The organism is Tichowtungia aerotolerans, assembly GCF_009905215.1.
GTDB classification, from domain to species: domain Bacteria; phylum Verrucomicrobiota; class Kiritimatiellia; order Kiritimatiellales; family Tichowtungiaceae; genus Tichowtungia; species Tichowtungia aerotolerans.
Genome location: NZ_CP047593.1, coordinates 2,789,632 through 2,811,554, shown reverse-complemented (window position 1 = coordinate 2,811,554; position 21,923 = coordinate 2,789,632). Strand labels below are relative to the sequence as shown.

Sequence of the window (21,923 nt, the reverse complement as noted above, 5' to 3'; positions counted from 1 at the left end):
TCATCCTTTCGGGAAGGTGATCGGAACACGCATGCGGAAACGAACCGCTTTTCCATTGCGTTTTCCGGGCTCAAATTTCCATTGTTTCACGGCGGCCAGTGCCGGTTTTGTAAATACGGGATCGGTGCTTTTCTGTACCGCCGGGTTGATAACGCGGCCACGCTGATCGACTACAAAAATAATGTAAACGGTTCCGGGCGCTTTACGGCGAACCTGTTTGGTGAAAGTCGGCCCGGGCTGATAAATCACGCGCGGCTTCTGGTCGAGGTCTGCCATCGAAAATACCGAGTTGAGATCGTGGTTCTTCGAAACCACAGTATTGAGCTGGACCGCAAAGTCGCCGCCCATCCAGCCTTCGCTGAATCCGGGATTGAGCGCGAGCTCAAGCTGGGACAGATCGAGAGGCGGCGCCTCTTCGGAAAGTTCCGGCGGCGGAGGCTCCTCCTCCTGCTTCTTTTCCTGCTCGGGCTCCGGTGGCGGTGGCGGCGGTGGTTCCACCACTCCATCAACACTCTGCAGTTCCACTTCCATGTCGCGCGGTTGAGTGATGGTCTGCATCAGCGGCAGCACGAGAAAGAAAATGAGCGTCAATCCAATTGCGCCAAGCGCAGTCCACAGATGGTGCCGGAAGCGGGAAAAAACGGTATCTGGTTTCGAGAATTTCACGACAGTCGAACTCAGCCTTTCGGTTTGCGGGATGCAAGGCTCACCTTGGTGGCACCGGCGAGTTTGGCTTCGTCGATCACACGCACAAGCAATCCGGACTGCGAGGCGGAATCCGCCTGGATGATCACCGGCACGTCTTCTTTCTGAAGCATGCGTTTGACCAGCGGCTGAACACCGCCGATTCCGATTTCGCGGCCTCCGTAGACCACTTCGCCTTTATCGGTAAGCGCCAGCAGGATGCTGGTTTTTTCAAGCTGCACAGCAGAAGCCGCCTGCGGCTTATCAACCTCCACGCCGGTTTCCTCCACGAAAGTGGTGGTCACAATAAAAAAGATGAGCAGGATAAACACACAGTCCATCAGCGGACCCATATCCACAGCCGGAGCCTCTCCTTCGCTGTTTCCTAAATTACGAAAACGTCCCATGATGTTTTACTCCATTAAAAGTGCGGCTACGCAGCCTGCTTCGTCTGCTGTTTGCGGTACTGAATCTGCGTGCAGACTGTTTCCAGATGCGAAAGAAACGCTTTATAGCGCTCATGACCACGGGTGAGCTGATACTGAAAGAAGAGTCCCGGCAGAGCGATGATCAGGCCGGTCTCGGTCGTGATCAGCGCTTCGGAAATCCCATCGGCGATCATGCCCATGGTTTTGTCGCCACCGGAACCGGACGCCAGTGCGCCGAAAGTAGCAAGCATCCCGGTCACTGTTCCGAGCAGCCCGAGCAGCGGCGCGGAGCTGACGCAGATTTTCATTACGCGCAGGTCGCGCTCAAACGGCACAATCTCGGTAGACCGAAGTGACTCAAAACAGGTAGAGGTCTGTTTCAGACTTTCGCCGCCAGTTACAAAATCCAACAGCTTGCCGATCGGTCCCGTGCGCTCTTCCGGGTGCGAGATCCAGCGCCGCCAGGTTTTCTCCGGGACGAACAGGAACCCCTTTTCGTTCAGCTTCAGATGAATATGAACGCCGAGACCGAACAGGATCAGCGCGTTGATGGTCAGCGCCACCATCGCCCACCCACCGGACAGCCAGATCTCAACAGTTTGCTGGAACAGATTGCTCATGACTTACGCAGCTTGGTCCGTTTTGTGATATGGGGTTTTTCCGATCTGATTCATCAGTGAAACCGCAGACTTCTCCATCTGGTCAATCAGGCCGCGCGCTTTGCGGGACAGGAAGGCGTGCAGAAGCAATGACGGAATCGCCACAATCAGACCAAACTCGGTGGTAATTAGTGCTTCGGAAATTCCGCCGGACAGGGATTTCACATCGCCGGAGCCGAACACGGTGATCAGCTTGAAGGTGTTGATAATTCCGGTCACCGTTCCGAGCAGCCCGAGCAGCGGTGCGGACGACGCACTGATGGCCACAAACGGAAGCCAGCTTTCCAGCTTGAGCTTGGCAGCCAGAACTTTTTCGAACATCACCTCTTCCACCAAATCGCGCGGCTCCTGGATGTGTTCGATACCGGACTCCAGCATGTCACCGGCAGGACCGTTAATGGATCCGGCGACTTCTGATGCGGTGAATGTGTCGTGTTCCGATACAGCCTGGAGGATAACGCCGATCTGTTCATCATTTGGCGAGCGCATACGGGACAGCTGAATCCATTTAAAGAGGGCGACAGCCAGAGCGGCGGCAGCGAGCCCAAGGATTGGAATCATCGTCAAACCACCCTTGCTGATATGCTCCCAAAGTGTCTGCCTGGTGGATTCCATCTTATGTGCGTTTCCAAGGGTGGGGTCGAGCGGAAAGCGGCCGAAGCCGTTTGCCGCCAGTTTACCGGCCGCGCTTTTATCGACGGCGTCTTCATAGGCAATCACCGTCGGTTCCAACGAACCGAGGCGCTGTTCGGCTGAGCCAATCACCTCGCCATCATTCGAACGGAAAACGGCCGCGGGGCCAACCAAAACAAAAGTTCCTTCCTTGACCAATCCACCCGGACCAACCGCGGTTCCGGCAAAGCGGTCGCCGCCGAGTCCTTTCTCGAGCCGCTCAAGGGAAGCAGCAACCAGAGCTGCCTGAGCCTGGTAGATTTCCAGATCGGACAGGTTGCTGTTTTGCGGAGCCAGCTTAGCCGATTCCAGCACATCGTTGTAGCGGTTAAGTTCCGTGATGTGCAGACGGGATTCAAAGTTGCGGATGTATTCGCTCAGCAGATTGGCCAGATAGCTCTTTTCCTGTTCGCGGGATTTGATTTCCGAGCGCAGGTTGGTCAGGTCCAGCGTACGACTGTCGAGTGTGCGGGTGGTCTGCTGATAGTCGCGGCGAACCGCCAGCAGCTCGTCTTCCAGATCGCGCAGGCTGCGGCTGAGCGGAATTTTCTCCATTACGATCTTTTCGCGCAGCGCGGTCAGTTCGGAGAGGCTCGCTTCGAGTTTTTTCTGAACCGACAGGTCGGCCCGCTCAAAGGTGCCTTCACTCGGCAGCGGGTCGGGATCAGGAAACGACACTGTGTCGGGATCGGCGCTGTTGACCGGAAGGGTAATCACCATGCCCTCTTTGAGTCCGCCCCCGGCTTTAATCCGCCCTTCATTGGCGGCATAAATGGCCCGCCACCCATCGGAATCGCCATACGCTTTGCGGGAAACGCCCATCAGCGTGTCACCGGCTTCCACGGCATACTCAACCGGCTGGTTCGACACCAATGGCGCCCCGACTTCTTTGACCGGCTCCTGCGCCTGCACAAACAGGGCTCCCGCAAGAAGAAGGAGAAGAACGAAATATTTTCTGATTTTCATGACTGTTACTTTTTCGGTTACTTAACTTCAACAGGCAGCTGCACAAAAGAGGCAATCTGCTCGTTCTTTAAAATAGCGATGGCCTGCAAAATATCAGCGGCAATACTGTTGTCTTCAGCCCAGATCCATCCATCCGAAGAGGAGGTGCCGGTTCCAGAAAACGTGCCGTCAGCACTGGCGTAATATGCCTGGCCGATTCCGAGATACATGACAGTTACTTCCGCAGAAGATCCGTCCGGCAGGGAACGGACTTCGCTGGTTACTGTGATTTCACGACTGAACTTATTCACTTCGTTCAGAACTCCAATAATGTTCTGAAAACGCTCAGCCAGAGACAGTTTGGGTTCTTTGACGTCTTCAGGAATGCGCTGACTGAGCGGCATCACACGCTCACGAATCGGATCCGGCAGTTTCCCAAGCAGCTTCACGGCAGTCTGCTCCAGTGTCATAATCGTTTCGCCAAGAACCACTGATGCCTTTTTCAGTTCTTCGTTTTCCTCAACGAGGCCGTCACGTTTTTTATCGGCTTCGCTGATGCTTTTTTCTGCATCGGAAATTTTTTCTTTCAACGAATCGATTTCCTGCTGAACCAGCTCAATGCGCTCATTGAGCATCTCTTGTCCAAGAGCCCATTCGCGCTGCTCCTGCGAAATGACCTTGCGACTTTCCACCCATTTCTCAAGTGCCGCACGAACACTGTCGACATCGCCGGCATCAGTCTCAGCAGCATTACAGAGCAGCGCCGCCCCGAATAACGAACAGCCGACAATCAATAACTTCCTCTTCCTCATAATTTCCTCATCTGCTTGCAATTCGCGTTAATAAACCATGTAACCGTTAGAGTCGCATGAGCGCTTTGTTAAAACTCGCAACCAAGACTGATCGAAAACTCCACTCCTTTTTTATAAGAGTTTTTGACCATGTCCTGCCCGGTATATTTTGAGCGGTAAACGTCCTGGACTTCCGGGTTCAGCAGATTTTTAACTTTAAAGCCAAGTTTCCAGCGCTCCCATAACTTCTGGGACAACGAAAAATTAAGTGTGGCGTATTCCTTTTCATACACATGAGGAAAATAATATCCGCCGTCCTGAGTTCCGGCGGTCTTCAGAGCATCACCTTTTACCGTGTAGAAAAGTCCAAGTTCTGTTCCAAACTTTGGAACCGTGTAGGTTGCATTCAGGTTATACAGATACTCCGGAGTGCCCATCATATCGCGGATCGTTCCGTCGTATTCCGCCGCCACGACATCGGCGAGTCCGGCATCGAATAGATCCTTTATTTCCTTTCCGGACGCATCCAGTTCAGATTGGATATAGGTTAAATTTCCACCGACACTCAAACCGTCTAAAAGATCCCACCACTCACCCATTGACTGTCGAACTTCAATTTCATACCCGTTAATCTGACCTTCTGAATAGTTGTCCGCAGTTGTCGCCAATATAGATCCAGCCAGCAACTGCTGCCGATAATCAATCGGATCTTTGATTTTTTTATAGAACCACGAAAGAGAAATTAATCCCCCCGGATAAGGGTTATAATCAAAGCGCAGGTCATAGTTTTTCAGCGAACTCAACCCCAGATCAGGATTCCCGACAAAAATATCATCGCCGATTTCCTCAACCTGTTGAATGGGAGCCAGCTCTTTAAAGGTCATCCGGGCAATGGTTTCGGTATATGATCCGCGAACCGTAATTTTTTCATGAGGAGTAAACTCAAACCCAAGCGCGGGAAGTACATCATTCTGCTTAACCGATGCATTTGCATCGCCTTCATTCCCAGCAAAATTCACAGAACTGTAATTATATTTGGGAATGTAAAGCTTCGCATCCGGATCCACATCGCGCATGGTCGTTGAAATATCTGTTTTTTCAAACCGCGCGCCCCCCATCAGTTTAAAGAAAGAAAAGACTGGAATCTCAGCCATGTAGTACCAGGCGGAAACATTCTGTTTTCCGTCATAATTTACATCCAGCGGATAGTCCTCCATATCCAGAGAGAGAGAGGAGTAATGCTCATTCCACAGCACATCCCAGTCCGCATCATAGCTCAGAGTCTGAGTTGTATAATATGTGTTTTCATCATACTTGCGGTCGACCTGATCATTAAAAGCCCCGACCTTTAAGAAGCCGTCGTCACCGTTCCAGGCCTCGAAAGGCAGTTTCATATTATAGAAATACTGATCACTGACCTCCTCGACTTTTCGCCAGTTTCTCTGAAGCTCAGCAATACCGCCCTCACCTGATTCTACCTTATGGGACGGATCTCCGTTTTCATCGACCAGCCAATAGGTTGAAAGCGTTCGTCGATCCGGCGTATCAATGATTGATTTACTTTTAGCAACAGTCCAATCAAACTCTGGCTCTTTGATGGTCAGGACAGAACCGAGACGATAATCTCCCGACGGCAAGGTGTGTTTACCTCGCAACTGCAGACTGCTGGCGATTCGCTCCTTATATTCGAGCCCCTCTGTTCTGCGAAAAGGTGCAAATTGAGAATAATCACGTCCGGGTCGGGGCCAGTCGGAATCTGCTCCTCCTGGTGACGTTGGGTCTTTCGGATCATAATCCGGAAAGTAATAATACTTCCCTCGGGTGTCTTCATCCAACTGAGCTGTGTTCTCTGCAGAAAAGTTATAGGAATAAAGGAGCGTCAGCTCATGATTCTCCGTCTCTGCACCGACTGCACCGAGTGTTCCCCATTGCAGTTCTTCTGTTCCCTTCTGGATATCGAACAGCGATGTATTTCCTTCGGAGCGCCAGTTTGGAACAACCTCTCCCCGGTAATCCATATAGGCGCCGCCTCCGCTGAAATACGGGACAAGGGTGGATCGATTATAATTCCGATCCAGCCAGTATTCATCATCGCGTCCTTCATAATAAGAAGCCTCTTTTTTATAAAAAACCGATCCAATAAACCCCACCCTCAGATCCGGTCCAATCTGAAATTTGTCTCCAGCCGTGACGGACCAGTCATACATTGACGGACTGTCGCCTCGGGAAACTCCGAGCGCCCCCGTCCATTGAGCATTTATATCCTGAGGCTGAATACTGCCCGCATCATGGCCCCATGCGCTGATGGAAGTTCCTTTGTCCTTCAGAAACTGATCGCCGGCATCGCCAACATTCGTCTTGTATTTTGTTCCAACCCTGAATTCAAGAACGCGTTTTTCGGGGATACCCTTTAGAATAATATTAACCGCCCCCCCGGATGCGTCACCCTGCTGATCCGGGGTGAAAGTTTTGGCAACCTGAACACTTTCAATCATCGCGGAAGGGAACTGGTCAAGCTGAACAGCTCGCTTATCCGGGTCTGCCGAAGGCAGACGCACTCCGTTCATCTGGGAACTCACATAACGATCGGGCAACCCGCGCACCACGGCATACTTTCCGTCCTGAATGGTCGTCCCGGGAACCAATGTCAGAGCCTGAGCGGCATCACTGGCTCCGGCTTGGCTCATCAGGTCTGAGCCGACCGCATCCATCAGTGCCGGCGCTTCCATTCGCAGATTCAGCAATCCTTCCTCCGAGGCACCGCCCATATTCAAATCCTGAACCACGAACTCCTCCATATCGGTGAATTCTCCGGACAGAGAAGCGTCCTGATCGACCATACATCCGGCCGGCACCACCACATTGGCAAACACCTTGCGGGTATATCCTTCTTTAGAAACAATCAGCGTGTAAGGACCCGGCTCCAGGCCGCTGATGACGTAGTTACCCTCTTCAGTCGCTGCAACGTTCCGGCCGGTTTCAGCAACCGTCACTTCAGCTTTGGCAAGCGGAGACTCAAAATCTTCATCATAAACGATACCGCGGATACCGCCGGAAGACTGCGCGACGGCAGAGCTTATCATCAGAAAAACGGCACAAACGGCCACCCAGGTTATTTGAAATTTATTCATTCGGGTTTGTTTCGAGTTTAGAAATTACAATTTCGAATATAAGCGCGATATCACCATGGGGCGCCCAATCCGTCTCTCATGAGCTTCAAAGCACTCCACAGATCTGCCGTCGGCTCAATCGCATGCAGCGCCATCGAGCGGCAGATTCGCTCCAGGTCTTCAGCCTGCGGTCTTGAGTTTGGATTTACCTGTCCCTCAGCAACAGCCTGTCTGTAAAACGTCAATGCCTGGTGATGGTGCCCCAGGCTAAAGGCGGTCTCTGCAATTCTGCAGAGCAGATCGGCACGCTCGATATTGACGATTAAATCGCGTTTTTCATTAAAAACAGAAATCATGGACTGCAGTCCGTCCTCCGCACCGCCGAGTTCTCCTGCAAAGTATTTCACCTGAACCAGCCTTGCTTTTTCAGGAATATAAACACGTGGAGATGATTTGAGAGTTTCAGCCATTTCCTCCACCTGATCCAATAAAGACAATGCAGCGTTCGTATCACTGTTTTTTAACGCGGCATTCGCAAACTGAAGCAGAATATCCATGCGAAGAAAGACCGGCATCTGTCGATTAAGCTTCGAAGACACATTTTCCTCCACAAATTCAGACAGAGATATCTGGTCATAATTTTCACCGACCAGCTCAGCCATCTGGACCAATCCTAAATGTACAATTTCAAAATTGGGATCTTCAGCAACTGCTCGCAAGGAGTTCAAGGTACTGTCAAATGCATCCTTCGTATCGGAAAGCATCCCCATCCCTAAAACCGACGCATTAATTTCCCCGTATTTTTCTTCATCAACCTCAATGGATTCGACCGTTCCATTCAGAAGATGAACTTCGGCAATCCGGGAAAGCACCGCCTGATAACGCCAGTCTTCCAGAGTATCAACCAGAGCATTCGGAGTTGCAGCAACAGTTCGCCCTCTGCGGATGTCCTCGGCAGCCTGCAACGCAGGCTGTACTGTTCCGGCAAGTTGTCGAGAGAGGTTTCCGTAGCCGTTTTCTGCCAGATAGAAAGCAAGATCCGCAGTTCCCATCCAGCGTCTCCAGTTGGCGATCTGGTCAAGATATGACTGAGCGAGACCAGGCTGTCCCAGTTCGATGCAGGCCTCTACAATATTCAACTGCGCACGGGAACGGTTTTTGATATGAGGTCTCAAAGGCATTTCAGAAACGCCATTGAATGCAAGGTTCAGCAGTTTCAACTGAAAATCCTGTACGCGCTGATCAGCAACATCGGCCTGGATTCTCTCAGCAAGCCCCTGCCCACTTTTCGAAACGGAATCACATGCAGAGACAACCGCCACTATCAAAATTAAAACCGAACCTGTCACTAACCGCTTCATCTTCATATCCTAATGTAAAAAGTTTTAAAAAGGCCGGCGGCAGGGTTCCCTGCCACCAGCGTTCCAATTCAATATCTGCGCATCTTATTTGAAGACGACGCGATAGAATTTGACCGGATCCAGGGCAGCATCGACATACGTCATAAGAGTTCCGTCACCGGCGAATTCAGCAACATCAACCGGAGTGGTGAAGCTGGCTTCTGAAGAGCTCTGCAGTTTGTAGACAACCGAATCCTGACTCTGGAAGGTGATCGATACACCGCCCTTGCTGATGGAAGCAGCCGGCGCAGCATGGCTTGTTCCATCGATAAAGCCGTACTGATCAGCAGCAGACCATCCCAGCAGCCAGTTATAGTTCGGAGCAAACCCGCCGGCATAATTAGCAGTTTCGAAGAAACCATCGGCCGTTACCGAAGCGCCCATATCCATCGCATCGTTAGCCGGACACGGATCCAGGCTGATAACCGGGCTGATGGTTTTCCCTTCTGTGCTGGTGAATCCAGCTGTATCACGAACAATCGCAGCGATCGGCATGGAGGCCGGCTCAACAATGTTGTTCAGAGCGGCATTCGTCTGACCGTTCTCTTCGAATTCAAAGTAATCGTTGTTGTTGTAGAACACACAGTTTTTGAATCCGGCGAGAGTACCTTCAGCCTGCGTGTTATAAAGAGTCTGCGGAGCAATTCCAAGAGAGTTAGTCGGTAGAGTGGTGTACGGAGTCTGAAAAACTTCAGCCAAAGTCAACGTTCCGTTATAACCGTATCCGTTGGCACCATCACCGTCATCTCCGTCCGGACGAACAACTTCTTCCGAACAGTCCATAAAGATACAGTTCCGGTACTGCATGCGGGCTCCGTCGCGCCACGCGGTCGCACCGTCTCCGTCTTCACCGTTTCCATTTCCCTGTCCGATTGCAGTGAAGTTAGCGATCACAGCGGTGGTCACCGGCTGTGCATCGGAGTCTTCTGCTCCGTCGTGTTCGAATATGTTATCACCGACACCGGACCCCTGATTGTAATCGCCAGAGTATCCCTGAACGATCAGTCCGAACTGGGCTTTGCCGCGCCATCCTTCGTCAATATCGAAACTGTCATCGCCGATATTCCAGATATTGACGTGTTTCAAATTGACCTTCCCCCCCCAGATTTCGATGCCGTCGTCGACGTTGTTCATGATTTCGACATAGTCGATATCCGTTTCAGCACCGACCCCGCCAAGAGAGAGTCCATTCAGCTCTTTATTCGGCTCAGAGGACTGCTGGCCACCGTAACGGATGGACAGATACTTGATAGAGCCACTGTCATCATTGTCGTTATTGCCACCGTAATAATGACGGGTGTCTCCTCCGAAAGCAGCAGAAAGACCTTCCATTTCCTTGTCACTGCGTCCGTCCGGCTCTTTGGAATTGAGTTCACCGTCAGATCCGGTAACCGCAGATCCTTTGTAGTGCGAAGCAGAGATCAAACCATTACCACAGATCGCAATGGAACCCCACTGATTACACTGAGCCTGCCATGTTGCAAAGTCATCGTTCAAAGCAGTGAAAATCACCGGATTGTCTTTCGTTCCGTCAACGAACAGCTGACCTCCACGTGCCACACCCAGGCTTCCATCTCCGGAGTTTTTGAAAACAACGCCGGCATCGAGAGTCAGGCTGGCACCCGGCATCACGTAAACAACATTCGTCAGTGAATAATAATCTCCCTCCGGAAGAGCCGGCAGATGGGTGGAGGTCGTAATATCATCGGTGATATACGTAACCGCGGCCTGGGCCCCCAGACCTGCCGCCAACATGGCAGCTGTAGCTATCTGTTTCATCTTCATTATTTTCTCCTGTTTACTTTACTGTCCTGTCAGATCCTGCTTTCCAACCGCCCCCTATCCTTCCTGGGGCGACTCGCTGGCAGACTCTGTTTATCTGCAAAAAAACTACGGCCGTTTTATTTGGGTTTAATGAGAGAAACCTGCAGGTTGTGTTAAATATAAGAACCTGCCTGATTTTCGATTTTTCCAAGGTTCGGAAAAACACGCACCGCAACGCAGTTGATTCCAAACACTGGAAATGCATGCGCCGCGATGCAATAGAGTGGAAAATTATTTATCACGAAAGCGGTAGCCGATGCCGCGAACGGTTTCAATATTGCTGCCGGCCCGTTTGAGTTTACGACGCAAACCGACAATCTGCACGTCGACGGATCGCTCGGTAACCGGATAATCTTCACCGTGAACCGCATCTACGATTTGATAGCGGGTAAAAACCCAGCCGGGACGACGGGCCAGAAAATGGAGAATACGGAATTCGGTGGCGGTCAGATCAACCGGTCTTTCTTTCACCAGCACTTCGTGGCGACCGGGATGTATGACCATGTCGTGGATGCGAAGTACATCTTCAGGCGCCAGCTCCGGAGCGGATGCATGGCGCCGAAGAACCGCTTTAACGCGGGCGGCCAGAACTTTTGGACTGAACGGTTTGACGATGTAATCTTCAGCGCCAAGCTCCAGGCCTGTCACGATATCGCTCTCTTCACCACGAGCGGTCATCATCACCACCGGAATGTCCTGAGTACGTTCGTCGCGTTTGAGAATTCGGCAGATTTCCAGTCCGTCTTTTCCGGGCAGCATCAGATCAAGCAGAACCAGATCGGGCGTCATTCGCTCCACCATAGTCAATCCTTCTTCGCCGGACCCGGCTTCTAAAACCCCAAAGTTTTCGCGATGAAGGTTATACTTAACGAGCTCGCGAATATCTTCTTCATCCTCAACAATCAGAATGTTTGTTTTTGTCATATCTCACCCCAGTGAACCTGCTTTGGGTAAGCAGTTAACAACCCCCGCGTTATCGATTGATCAGGGGATTGTTAAAAAACGGTGATGACGTTTGAGACTTATGCGAAAACAATTTCTGCACAGCGACCGGTCGTTCCCTGCCGATTCCAGCGCAGTTTCTGTTCGTCGGCCCAGCGGCAAATCAATTCCAGTTCTTTCCGGCGATGTGTATCATCGAGCCGAATCCGACAGGCCGAACAAAGGTGCCCTCCCATCGCGGGAGGCAGTCCGTAACGCCTGCCCTGGGTTCCTCCGGGCGGACCGTCGCAAATGTCCCGTGCAAAACATTCTTAAGATGAAGAGGCAACATGGGCCTTTTCTGCCGGTTCGCATTCCTTGATCTGATTGCAAACATCAATGACCAGCCCGGTCATCTCCTTGAGCTTATGTCGAAAATAGAGTTCTGCCGGAGTCAGCCGTGCAAAGATCCGGACCGCGGCCGATTCCGGTCGGGCATAAACGGTAACACTGTAATCCACCTGCCCTTCGCCGGCCGGGGTCACCGTTACACAACAAAGGGACTGATAGTTCCCAAAAAAGCGGCGCCCCTCGGAATAAAGAGCGATCTCTGCATGTTCACCGGAAACGGTTTCAAGCGACACCTGCTCAACAGCTGTTTCCTGCCCATGACGGTTTACATAGTGATAAGTGCCGGGCCCCGTCTGTGTCACAGTAAACTCCGGAGTTTTTCCTTTAGGAAGAACTGCGGAATAGCCGCGCTGAATGGCCGCCAGCAGATCTTTGCGGTCAAGAATCCCCACCGCATCTTCGAATGAAAGCTCTACGCGCCCGCCTCCGGTCAACCGGATTGGATCCCGGCTCAGGAGTTTCTGACTCGGGGCATGGGAGTCCAATCCGTCCCCGAATACGGCTGCTGCCAGCAAAAACCAAATGATGATGTTTGTTTTCATCCTGTTCACCTTAAGCATTGCCTGTTGAAATTATGTTTGTGCTTTATTAAAAGCACGCAAGAAATACGCAAAAAACATGGCCGGCGACAAACAGCCGACAGACACTTTATTCCATCCTTCCTCCGCTCATTCGGCACGCAACCCGCAATATTTCCCCGGCTTTTACAAGGAACACAGGCCTTGAACAGGCTCACACCTTCCTAACCGATTCCTAATCATACAGGAACAGATAAACGGTTTTATAAGGACATGAAAACATCCAAAGCAGACCTGCATGTTCACTGCAAATATTCGGACCGTCCCAGCGAATGGTTCCTTCGTCGTATCGGCGCACCGGAAAGCTTTATGGAGCCCATGGCCGTCTACGACGCCTGCAAAGAAGCCGGCATGGACTACGTGACCATTTCGGACCACAACTGCATCCGCGGAGCGATGGAAATCGCCCACCTGCCTAACACATTTATCTCGAGCGAACTGACCACATACTTCCCCGAAAACAGATGTAAAATCCATTGCCTCGTCACCGGTATCAATCCCGATCAGTTTTCAATTCTTCAGGAAGCCCGCGAAAACATTTATGACCTGCAGCAATATCTCAACCAGCAGAACATCATCCACTCCATCGCCCATCCCCTTTTTCGAATCAATGACCGACTGTCGATCGAGCTATTCGAAAAACTGATTCTCCTGTTCAACCGCTTCGAAGGCATCAACGGTTCGCGCGATCCGCGCGCCTGCGACATATCAAACGCCATCCTCAGCAGTCTGACCCCCGAAGACATCAGCAACATGGCCAATCGCCACGGCATAAACCCAACCGGCTCCGAACCCTGGAAAAAAATCCTGGTCGGCGGCAGCGACGACCACAGCGGACTCTATATCGCCGGAGCTCACACCGTCACTCCGCACGCAGCTGACGTCAATGAATTCCTCACCCACCTGCGCGAAGGCCGCCACTCACCTGCCGGACGCGCCGGCACCAGCATCCGGCTCGCCAACAGTCTCTACAAAATCACCTACAACTACTACAGCAGCCGATTCCTTAACGGCAAACGTAACGACACCAGTGTTATCGGCGCCATGCTCGGCAGACTCTCCGGCGACGTACCGCCGGACCAGCCAGAGCCGCCCTCCCTGCGCTCCAGCATCAGAACCGGAGTCAAAAAACTGGTCGCCAAAAAGAAAAAACGGCAGCTCAGCGAAATCGAACGGCTGATTGTTGACGAATTCGCGCGCGTACTCGAACAGGACCCGCACCGCCTTTGCCCATTAGGAAATCAGGACGACAGCGATGCGCAGAATTTCTATGCCGCCTGCAAAATCAGCCAACAGCTCGGATATACCTTCCTCAAAAAATTCATCTTTAAACTCCGCGATGGAAATATTATCGAAAGCCTTCAGGCCATCTCATCAATGGGCCCCGTCATGCTCGGCATTGCTCCCTATCTGACTGCCTTTGCCACCCAGCATAAAGACGAACAGTTCCTTCACTCCCTGGCGGACCGCTTTCCCGCCGCAAACCCGCTGAAAAGAAAAAGCGGAAAACGCGCATGGATCACCGATACCTTTGCGGACGTCAACGGAGTCTCGCACACCATCAACACGCTCGCCGGACTCGCCTGCAGAAAAGATCAGCCCATCACCGTTATCACATGCCAACAGAACGATCCGGACGTCGCCTATCCGCATAAAAACTTCCCGCCCGTCGGCAGCTTCGATCTGCCCGAATACGAATCCATCAAAATTCCATTCCCGCCATTTCTCGAACTACTCCACTTCCTGGAAGAAGAACGGTTCGACGAGCTCATCATCTCTACTCCGGGCGCGCTCGGCCTGAGCGGACTGCTCGCCGCCCGACTGCTCGGTCTCACCGTCAAAGGCATCTACCACACCGACTTTCCAAAATTCGTACAAAGCATGACAGACGACGACAATCTCGGCAAAATGACCTGGAAATACATGCGCTGGTTCTATCGCAACATGGAAACCGTCTACTCCCCGACCCACCGGTACCGCAAACTGCTCATCGAAAACGGCTTTGATGCTCCAACAATCAAAGTGCTGCCGCGCGGCGTCAATCTGAACGACTTCAACCCGCGGAAGCGAGACAACAACTTCTGGGCGGCCTACAACCTGAACGGTGGATTTAAATTTCTATACGTCGGACGCGTCTCCAAAGAAAAGAACCTCGAAAACATGATCGGTGGCTTCCTCAAACTGCTGAAAGAAAATCCGCACGCCGATCTGATTATTGTCGGCGACGGACCGCACTGCGAGGAACTTCGCCGCCGCTACCGCAACGACCACATCGCCTTCACCGGCTTCATGCGCGGCGAACGCCTCCAGCAGGCATACGCCAGCGCGGACGCTTTCATCTTCCCCAGCATGACCGACACCTTCGGCAATGCCGTCCTGGAAGCTCACGCCTCCGGGTTGCCCGCCATCGTCTCCGATCAAGGCGGCCCGCAGGAAATCGTCCGATCACACAACTCCGGCATCGTCATCGACGCCCGCACTCCCGAAACCTTTCAGGAAGCGATGAACTCGCTCATAAACGATCCAAACACCTACATATTCCTGCGTAACAAAGCCCTCCAGAAAGCCGCGGAAAGCCGTTGGGAAACCGCTCTCGACCTGCTTGTGTAAGCAGAGTTTTTGACCCAATAAATCCGCGATTTATTCCATACATTTAAATGTATGGGGCAAACAACATCCTAAAAAACTTATTAAAAACAACTTATAATATTTCTGTTAAAATAAAATGTTCGAACCGGTCAAAGAAGCAATTCTTTCAACAGAGACATCCCGCAGCTCAGCCACTGCCCGGACAACATGGATCAGGTTTGCCGGCTCATTGGGAGCGGGACATCCGGCGGGCGGGAAATCGGGAGAATCGGTTTCGACGAGGAGTCGTTCATCCGGAACCGCGGCGGCCGCAGCACGAACCCGCTTTGCGTTGGGATTGATCACACTGCCGCAAAACGAAAACCAGCAGTTCAGCCGGGTCAGTTCCGGAATCAGCTCCACCGCCCCGCCGAAGGCGTGCAGGATTTTTTTCGGTTTCGGAAACCCGCGCAGGATTTCCAGCATCCGTCCCCACGCCTGTACACAGTGAACGGCTACCGGACGCCCCAGTATTGTCGCAAGTTCCAGATGCGCCGCAAAACAATCCTCCTGCTCCGCACGGTTTTCAAAGCGATCCTGAAAATCCAGACCACACTCGCCGACTCCAGAGGTTGGAAAATCGCGCAGCATTTTTTCCAACCCCTGAAACTCCTTTTTCCAATCATTGGAAACAAACCAGGGGTGAATTCCAATCATGGGATAGACCTGCGGGTATTTTCCCGCACATTGGAACACTTTTTTCCAATCATTGGAATTGGTGCCGCAGCAAACCATTCGTTCGATGCCGGCCGCGTCCGCGCGTTCTATAATTTTTCCGAGGTCCGGAAACAGCGCGTCATCCTGCAGATGGCAATGGGCATCAAATAAACTTATCATTTTCTCAACGCCAGCAATGTGAAGACAACGAAGCCTACGGCGAAAGGAATCCAAACAAACACGCCAAACAGATATTTTCTGTAAAGGGCCGGATCCAGCTCTTTCATTTTACTAATCCCTAGTTTTTGATTTGGGTCTTCCCCGTTCTGTCGAAGTGCTTTCTTGAAACGGTCCAAACATGTTCTTGGATAAATTGAGGCAGCAAACCCTAACAGGAAACAGATTCCCGAGACGTATAAGTACGAAGAAGTCATAAAGTCATTTTTAGGAACTGAGTGAACCGCCGCCAAGATTTTTCGTCGGCGTCTTTGCGGTAACGGTCGGAGCCGAAGACGGTGAAGGCGTGCGGTGCACCGCCGTAGGTGGTGAGTTCGTGCGGGACTCCGGCGCGTTCAAGCTCGCGGGCGAGGTTGACGAAGTCGTCCATGGGGATGCTGGTATCAGCAGTACCATGAAAGACCACAACCTGTCCTTTTGTTTTTGAATAGTCCTGATCTTCCGGCGTCTGGAGTCCGCCGTGAAAGGTGACGAAGCCTTTGAGGTCTGCACCGGAACGGGCGAATTCGAGTACGGCGGTTCCTCCGAAGCAGTAGCCCATGGTGACGGCGTTGCCGATGTTGCCGCCCTGTTCTTTGGCGGCGTTCAAGGCACCGGACATCAGGAGGCGCATTTTTGCGCGATCGGCATACAGTTCACCGGTGCATTTTTGTTTTGCGTCGAGTTCGGTTGGCCGCACACCGGCTCCGAATAAATCGGCACAGAAGACTGCGTAGCCGAGATCTGAGAGCATTGAGGCTCGCTGCTTTTCGTAGTCGGTCAGGCCGTCCCAGTCGTGTACCAGCAGCACCAGAGGCGCATTGGGCGACGGAGAAATGTACCAGCCTTCACAGATGGTTTCTCCTGCCTGATAGGTAACGGATTCGGCAGATACGGCGGAGGCTGTAAGTGCGCTCAATATGAGCGCCAGAATCATGCGTGTGTTCATGAGGTTTCTCCTTTCAGTTCATGGTACCGAAAACAGTTCATTAGATGGTCATTGACCATGCCAATGGACTGCATAAAGGCGTAGCAAATGGTGGAGCCAACGAATTTGAAACCGCGGAGATTCAGGTCTTTGCTGATGATATCGGAAAGGTCTGTTCTGGCCGGAATCTCGGAAAGGTTTTTCCAGCGATTCAGAAGAGGCTGCCCGTCGACATATCTCCAGAAAAACGTATCCAGCGACCCAAATTCGTCTTTGAGTTCCAGAACAGCCTGCGCGTTTTTTATGGCGGCGGCAATTTTCAGGCGATTGCGAACAATTCCTGCGTCGGCGAGCAGTCGCTGGATATCATGATCTGTATAGCGAGCCACTTTTTCGCAATCGAAGTGGTCAAACGCCTGGCGATAGTTTTCCCGTTTGCGAAGGATGGTCAGCCAGCTGAGCCCGGCCTGAGCGCCCTCAAGGATCAGCATTTCAAACAGGCGGCGGTCGTCGTGCAGCGGCACGCCCCACTCTTTATCGTGATAGTCCACGTACAACGGATCTCCCTGGCACCAAGGGCATCTGTTTTTCGGAGCACTCATCGTCGGTTCCTGTTATCGGGTTTCTGCGAGCATTGCCTGATAGACTGCGAGATCTCCTTTGGAAAAGCAGCAGAATGTCACTTCAATATTCAAATGGAGCCGCTGGATGGTTTCCAGAACCGTTTCAACGGCGACACGAGCGGCTTCCCGAGCCGGATATCCGTAGATTCCGGTGCTGATGCCGGGAAAAGCGATCGAGTTCAGCTTATAACCGGCAGCCACTTCAAGGGAGCGGCGATAGCAGCTGGCCAACCGTTCCGCTTCGCCTTTTCCGCCGCCATTCCAGACCGGTCCGACGGTATGAATGACGTATTGAGCTGGGAGCTTATAACCTTTGGTGATTTTAGCGTCTCCGGTTTTACACCCACCCAGCGTTGCACACTCGGCCTGCAGATTCGGACCGGCGGCGCGGTGAATGGCTCCATCCACTCCGCCGCCCCCCAGCAGCGTCCGATTGGCCGCATTGACAATCGCGTCGACGTTCAGGGTTGTGATGTCCTCCTGAATTGCTTTCATGCGTGGAAAAATACACCAGAGAGGCTAACAAGAGCAAATCAACAGATTTACAGCATCATTAACCAAGCACCCACAAGCCGCACATATTGAACAGACGCCCAGTCGAACCACAACATATTGTGCTTTTTCTGCTTGCACAAAACCGCTGTCTACACCCATAAATATGACCAAGTTGATTAAATTAGTAACAAATAAACAGAAGAACGAGAGACAGATGAAGGTAAAAATTGACTATTCCCGCGATGAGCTGCTGAGCGAATTCGGTCGAAAAACTCTTAAAGACCGCTATTTACTCCCGACCGAGAAAAGCCCTCAGGATGCATTTGCTCGCGCGGCGGCAGCTTTCTCAGACGATGAAGCGATGGCACAACGCATTTATGACTACGCCAGTATGCTCTGGTTTATGTTTGCCACCCCGATCCTGACCAACGGCGGTACGGATCGCGGTCTGCCGATCTCCTGCTTTCTGAACTATGTGCCGGACAGCCGGGCGGGAATCACCTCGCATTACACAGAAACAGCATGGCTCTCTTCGTTCGGAGGCGGCGTCGGAGGATACTGGGGTGATGTGCGCGCCAACGGGACGAAAACGTCGCACGGATCTGAATCGACCGGCGTGATCCCCTTCCTGAAAGTTGTGGATGCAGAGATGCTGGCATTCAGCCAGGGAATCACCCGGCGCGGTTCTTATGCGGCCTATCTGCCGGTCAACCACCCGGAAATTGAGGAATTCCTGGATGTACGCAAACCGACGGGCGGCGATGTGAACCGCAAATCCATTAATATCCATCACGGCGTCGTACTGACCGAAGAATTCATGAACCTGATTGAGCAGGCCACCAAAGTACCCGGCTTCGACGACAGTTTTGAGCTGGTTGATCCACACACCAAACAGGTTAAAAAAACGGTTTCTGCAAAAACCATCTGGGTGAAGCTGATCCAGAACCGCATCGAAACCGGTGAGCCTTACATTCTGTTCGATAAAGCGACCAATGATGCCCTGCCCGAGTTCCAGAAAAAGCTGGGGCTGAAGGTGCATCAATCCAACCTTTGCAGCGAAATCACCCTGCCGACCAATGAAGAACGCACGGCAGTCTGCTGCCTGAGTTCTGTGAATCTGGAAACATACGATGAATGGAAAGATAATCCTCAGTTTATTCCGGACCTGATCCGTTTTCTCGACAATGTGATCCAGCACTTTATCGACCATGCCTCGGACGAGATCAGCCGCGCCCGCTTCAGCGCACAGCGTGAACGCAGCATCGGACTCGGCGCAATGGGCTTCCATGCCTACCTGCAGGCCCATAGCATTCCGTTCGAAAGCGCGATCGCCAAAGGCCAGAATCTGCAGATTTTTGAAAACATCAAAACTCAGGCTTCCGCCGCAACCCGCCAACTGGCCGAAGAACACGGCGAATGCCCGGATGCCGAAGGATACGGCGTGCGCAACGCCCACCTGCTCTCAATCGCACCCAACGCCAGCAGTTCAATTATCTGCGGCAATACAAGTCCGTCAATCGAGCCCTTCCGCGCCAATGCCTACACACAGAAAACGAAAAGCGGATCCTCGCTGGCTAAAAATAAATATCTGGAAGAAGTGCTGGAGCGCTACGGCAAAAACACCGACTCCGTCTGGACCTCCATCATCACTCAGGGAGGTAGCGTGCAGCACCTCGATTTTCTCAGTGACTGGGAACGCGATATTTTCAAAACCGCCATTGAGATTGACCAGCTCTGGGTCATTGAGTTTGCCGCCGACCGGCAGCAATTCGTCTGTCAGTCACAAAGCGTAAATCTGTTTTTCCCGGCGATGGTCAGCAAGCAGGAACTGCACAATGCTCACATGCTGGCCTGGAAGAAAGGACTGAAGAGCCTCTATTATGTCCGAAGCGAAGCAATCAAACGCGCCGATGTCGTGTCGCAGAAAAGAGAACGAGAACTGATTCCCGATTACACGGAAGAAGGCGGATGCCTTGCGTGTGAAGGATAGGAACAGTTATCAATTATAAGCTATAAGAGATCAGTATTGGAGATTGTCATGCCCCTTTTAGAAGAAAGAACCTACTACAAACCGTTTGAATACGACTGGGCTTTTGAAGCCTACAAGATGCAGCAGCAGATGCACTGGATTCCGGATGAAGTGAATCTGGCTGACGACCTGAAGGACTTTAATGAAAAGGTGCCGGAAAAAGACAAAAACCTGCTGCTGAATATTTTCAAATTCTTCACGCAGGCGGATGTCGATGTGGCCGGGGGATACGGAACCCTCTTCCTGCCGACGTTTAAGGTGCCGGAAATCCGCATGATGCTCAGTGCGTTTGCGGCAATGGAAGCGGTTCATCAGGATGCCTATTCCCTGCTGCTCGAAACGCTGGGACTTGGCGACGATGAATACACCGCTTTCCTGGAAATCGCAGAGATGGCGGAGAAACACGAATATCTGCTGAACTTCAACATGGACACCCCGTTCGACATGGCCAAAACCATGGCCGTCTACAGTGCATTCACAGAAGGCATTCAGCTGTTCAGCAGCTTTGCAATTCTGATGAATTTTCCGCGCTTCAACAAAATGAAAGGGATGGGACAGATTGTGACGTGGAGCATTCGTGACGAAAGTCTGCATGTCGAATCGATGTCCCTGCTGTTTAAAACGTTCATCAAAGAGCATCCGGAACTCTGGACCGACAAGCTGAAATATGAAATCTACTGCGCGGCCGAGCGTTCCGTAGAGCTTGAGGATCAGTTCATCGATATCGCATTTGAGCTGGGCGACGTGGAAGGTCTTACTGCGGACGAAGTGAAAGCCTATATCCGCTACATTGCCAACCAGCGCCTCGCAGGCATCGGACTGAAAGGCGTCTACACTGAATCGGAAAACCCGCTTCCGTGGCTCGACTACATGCTCAATGGAGTTGAACACACAAACTTTTTTGAGAACCGCTCAACCGAGTACGCAAAGGCATCAACCACCGGCAACTGGCAGGATATCTTTAAGTAAAGATCTCCAACGATCAGAGTGTCGACCGATTGTGCCCGGCATCCTTCTCCAGGATGTCGGGCATTGTTTTCTAACAAGTACGGCACAGAACTATGCAGACATCGTTCTTCCTTTGGACCATGGAACTGCTACACTGCCCGGAAATCTTTGAATAGAAAGGTCCTATGGAAAATCTTCGCACCAAAAAGGCGTTCATCTGCGATATGGATGGAGTGATTTATCACGGCAACAAACTGCTGCCGGGCGTCATGGAATTTGTCGAGTGGCTTCAGAATGAACAAAAGAAATTTCTGTTCCTGACCAACAGCAGCGCGCGCACGCTGAGAGAACTGAGCCAGAAACTGGGCCGCATGGGCCTGGATGTCAGCGAAGATCATTTTTACACCAGCGCCCGGGCAACGGCATCCTTTCTGGCCAGCCAGAAACCCGGAGGCAGCGCCTACGTGATCGGCGACGCCGGCATCATCAACGCACTGTATGATGAAGGACTTTCCATCAATGATTCCAATCCTGATTATGTCGTGGTCAGCGAAAGCGCCAATTACGATTATGCGCGCATCTGCCATGCCACCAAACTGGTCAATGAAGGCGCAAAGCTGATTGGAACCAACCCCGACCTGACCGGCCCGACCGATGGAGGATTGATTATTCCGGCAACCGGTGCACTGCTGGCGCCGATTGAGCTGGCAACAGGCAGCAAAGCATATTACGTTGGGAAACCGAACCCGCTCATGATGCGCAGCGCACTCAAAAAGCTGAAATGCCGCCGCGAAGAAACCGCTATTGTGGGAGACCGGATGGACACGGATATGATCGCCGGCATCGAAGCGGAGATCACAACCGTGCTCGTTCTCAGCGGTGTTACAACGCGTGAAAGCATCGAACAATACGCGTATGGACCCGATTATATTCTTGATGGAGTTGGGGATATTCCCCCAAACAGTTAATATGCTTT

18 protein-coding genes are annotated in these 21,923 nt (G+C 52.0%); 4 read left to right on the top strand and 14 right to left on the bottom strand.

Annotated elements, in window-relative coordinates; genetic code table 11:
* The 10 genes from GT409_RS11480 to GT409_RS11435 form a co-directional block, all read right to left on the bottom strand.
* Entirely contained in the window at positions 1-666 is a 666-nt protein-coding gene (locus GT409_RS11480; RefSeq protein ID WP_160629222.1) for an energy transducer TonB, read from the bottom strand.
* Between the two features lie 11 nt (positions 667-677).
* Positions 678-1,091 (bottom strand): ExbD/TolR family protein, encoded by a 414-nt coding sequence (locus GT409_RS11475; RefSeq protein ID WP_160629221.1) that lies wholly within the window; start codon positions 1,089-1,091, stop codon positions 678-680.
* A 26-nt stretch (positions 1,092-1,117) separates the two neighbouring features.
* Complete coding sequence (locus tag GT409_RS11470) at positions 1,118-1,732, bottom strand: MotA/TolQ/ExbB proton channel family protein (protein WP_160629220.1); 615 nt, start codon at positions 1,730-1,732, stop codon at positions 1,118-1,120.
* 3 nt (positions 1,733-1,735) lie between these two features.
* Positions 1,736-3,409 carry a MotA/TolQ/ExbB proton channel family protein gene (locus GT409_RS11465; RefSeq protein ID WP_160629219.1) on the bottom strand — a complete coding sequence of 558 codons (1,674 nt, stop codon included), beginning with the start codon at positions 3,407-3,409 and terminating at the stop codon, positions 1,736-1,738.
* Between the two features lie 17 nt (positions 3,410-3,426).
* Complete coding sequence (locus GT409_RS11460) at positions 3,427-4,200, bottom strand: DUF3450 family protein (RefSeq protein ID WP_160629218.1); 774 nt, start codon at positions 4,198-4,200, stop codon at positions 3,427-3,429.
* Positions 4,201-4,268: 68 nt separating this feature from the next.
* Complete coding sequence (locus GT409_RS11455) at positions 4,269-7,310, bottom strand: TonB-dependent receptor (protein WP_160629217.1); 3,042 nt, start codon at positions 7,308-7,310, stop codon at positions 4,269-4,271.
* A 50-nt stretch (positions 7,311-7,360) separates the two neighbouring features.
* On the bottom strand, positions 7,361-8,650 hold the full coding sequence (locus tag GT409_RS11450; protein WP_160629216.1) for a hypothetical protein: 1,290 nt from the start codon (positions 8,648-8,650) through the stop codon (positions 7,361-7,363).
* An 84-nt stretch (positions 8,651-8,734) separates the two neighbouring features.
* The gene (locus GT409_RS11445) at positions 8,735-10,474 is read right to left on the bottom strand and encodes a hypothetical protein (protein ID WP_160629215.1); all 1,740 of its coding nucleotides are present in this window, start codon (positions 10,472-10,474) and stop codon (positions 8,735-8,737) included.
* Positions 10,475-10,744: 270 nt separating this feature from the next.
* Positions 10,745-11,437: a response regulator gene (locus GT409_RS11440; RefSeq protein ID WP_160629214.1), complete on the bottom strand. Its 693-nt coding sequence runs from the start codon at positions 11,435-11,437 to the stop codon at positions 10,745-10,747.
* A gap of 329 nt (positions 11,438-11,766) precedes the next feature.
* Positions 11,767-12,387 (bottom strand): hypothetical protein, encoded by a 621-nt coding sequence (locus GT409_RS11435; RefSeq protein ID WP_160629213.1) that lies wholly within the window; start codon positions 12,385-12,387, stop codon positions 11,767-11,769.
* A 249-nt stretch (positions 12,388-12,636) separates the two neighbouring features.
* Here GT409_RS11435 and GT409_RS11430 point away from each other — a divergent pair, with 249 nt between their 5' ends.
* Positions 12,637-15,033, top strand: coding sequence for a glycosyltransferase (locus GT409_RS11430; protein ID WP_160629212.1), 2,397 nt, complete (start codon positions 12,637-12,639; stop codon positions 15,031-15,033).
* 105 nt (positions 15,034-15,138) lie between these two features.
* On the opposite strand, the gene GT409_RS11425 is transcribed toward GT409_RS11430, so the two are convergent.
* From GT409_RS11425 to GT409_RS11410, 4 genes are all read right to left on the bottom strand, one after another.
* Positions 15,139-15,888 carry a TatD family hydrolase gene (locus GT409_RS11425; RefSeq protein WP_160629211.1) on the bottom strand — a complete coding sequence of 250 codons (750 nt, stop codon included), beginning with the start codon at positions 15,886-15,888 and terminating at the stop codon, positions 15,139-15,141.
* A 250-nt stretch (positions 15,889-16,138) separates the two neighbouring features.
* Entirely contained in the window at positions 16,139-16,873 is a 735-nt protein-coding gene (locus tag GT409_RS11420) for a dienelactone hydrolase family protein (protein ID WP_160629210.1), read from the bottom strand.
* Positions 16,870-17,454, bottom strand: coding sequence for a DNA-3-methyladenine glycosylase I (locus GT409_RS11415; RefSeq protein WP_160629209.1), 585 nt, complete (start codon positions 17,452-17,454; stop codon positions 16,870-16,872). The genes GT409_RS11420 and GT409_RS11415 overlap by 4 nt, the downstream gene beginning before the upstream one ends.
* A gap of 12 nt (positions 17,455-17,466) precedes the next feature.
* A complete protein-coding gene (locus tag GT409_RS11410; RefSeq protein ID WP_160629208.1) occupies positions 17,467-17,970 on the bottom strand; it encodes an O-acetyl-ADP-ribose deacetylase in 504 nt (167 codons plus the stop codon).
* Between the two features lie 163 nt (positions 17,971-18,133).
* Between GT409_RS11410 and GT409_RS11405 the strand changes: the two genes are divergently transcribed.
* The 3 genes from GT409_RS11405 (at position 18,134) to GT409_RS11395 (ending at position 21,915) form a co-directional block, all read left to right on the top strand.
* Positions 18,134-19,960 carry a ribonucleoside-diphosphate reductase subunit alpha gene (locus tag GT409_RS11405; RefSeq protein WP_160629207.1) on the top strand — a complete coding sequence of 609 codons (1,827 nt, stop codon included), beginning with the start codon at positions 18,134-18,136 and terminating at the stop codon, positions 19,958-19,960.
* A 48-nt stretch (positions 19,961-20,008) separates the two neighbouring features.
* Entirely contained in the window at positions 20,009-20,968 is a 960-nt protein-coding gene (locus GT409_RS11400) for a ribonucleotide-diphosphate reductase subunit beta (protein ID WP_160629206.1), read from the top strand.
* Positions 20,969-21,132: 164 nt separating this feature from the next.
* Positions 21,133-21,915: an HAD-IIA family hydrolase gene (locus tag GT409_RS11395; RefSeq protein ID WP_160629205.1), complete on the top strand. Its 783-nt coding sequence runs from the start codon at positions 21,133-21,135 to the stop codon at positions 21,913-21,915.
* Positions 21,916-21,923 lie beyond the last annotated feature (8 nt).

Bases quoted from the DNA above. Each gene is read 5' to 3' on its own strand.
- GT409_RS11475 (WP_160629221.1), bottom strand. From the start codon at position 1,091: ATGGGACGTTTTCGTAATTTAGGAAACAGCGAAGGAGAGGCTCCGGCT.
- GT409_RS11470 (WP_160629220.1), bottom strand. From the start codon at position 1,732: ATGAGCAATCTGTTCCAGCAAACTGTTGAGATCTGGCTGTCCGGTGGG.
- GT409_RS11465 (WP_160629219.1), bottom strand. From the start codon at position 3,409: ATGAAAATCAGAAAATATTTCGTTCTTCTCCTTCTTCTTGCGGGAGCC.
- GT409_RS11460 (WP_160629218.1), bottom strand. From the start codon at position 4,200: ATGAGGAAGAGGAAGTTATTGATTGTCGGCTGTTCGTTATTCGGGGCG.
- GT409_RS11455 (WP_160629217.1), bottom strand. From the start codon at position 7,310: ATGAATAAATTTCAAATAACCTGGGTGGCCGTTTGTGCCGTTTTTCTG.
- GT409_RS11450 (WP_160629216.1), bottom strand. From the start codon at position 8,650: ATGAAGCGGTTAGTGACAGGTTCGGTTTTAATTTTGATAGTGGCGGTT.
- GT409_RS11445 (WP_160629215.1), bottom strand. From the start codon at position 10,474: ATGAAGATGAAACAGATAGCTACAGCTGCCATGTTGGCGGCAGGTCTG.
- GT409_RS11440 (WP_160629214.1), bottom strand. From the start codon at position 11,437: ATGACAAAAACAAACATTCTGATTGTTGAGGATGAAGAAGATATTCGC.
- GT409_RS11435 (WP_160629213.1), bottom strand. From the start codon at position 12,387: ATGAAAACAAACATCATCATTTGGTTTTTGCTGGCAGCAGCCGTATTC.
- GT409_RS11430 (WP_160629212.1), top strand. From the start codon at position 12,637: ATGAAAACATCCAAAGCAGACCTGCATGTTCACTGCAAATATTCGGAC.
- GT409_RS11425 (WP_160629211.1), bottom strand. From the start codon at position 15,888: ATGATAAGTTTATTTGATGCCCATTGCCATCTGCAGGATGACGCGCTG.
- GT409_RS11420 (WP_160629210.1), bottom strand. From the start codon at position 16,873: ATGAACACACGCATGATTCTGGCGCTCATATTGAGCGCACTTACAGCC.
- GT409_RS11415 (WP_160629209.1), bottom strand. From the start codon at position 17,454: ATGAGTGCTCCGAAAAACAGATGCCCTTGGTGCCAGGGAGATCCGTTG.
- GT409_RS11410 (WP_160629208.1), bottom strand. From the start codon at position 17,970: ATGAAAGCAATTCAGGAGGACATCACAACCCTGAACGTCGACGCGATT.
- GT409_RS11405 (WP_160629207.1), top strand. From the start codon at position 18,134: ATGACCAAGTTGATTAAATTAGTAACAAATAAACAGAAGAACGAGAGA.
- GT409_RS11400 (WP_160629206.1), top strand. From the start codon at position 20,009: ATGCCCCTTTTAGAAGAAAGAACCTACTACAAACCGTTTGAATACGAC.
- GT409_RS11395 (WP_160629205.1), top strand. From the start codon at position 21,133: ATGGAAAATCTTCGCACCAAAAAGGCGTTCATCTGCGATATGGATGGA.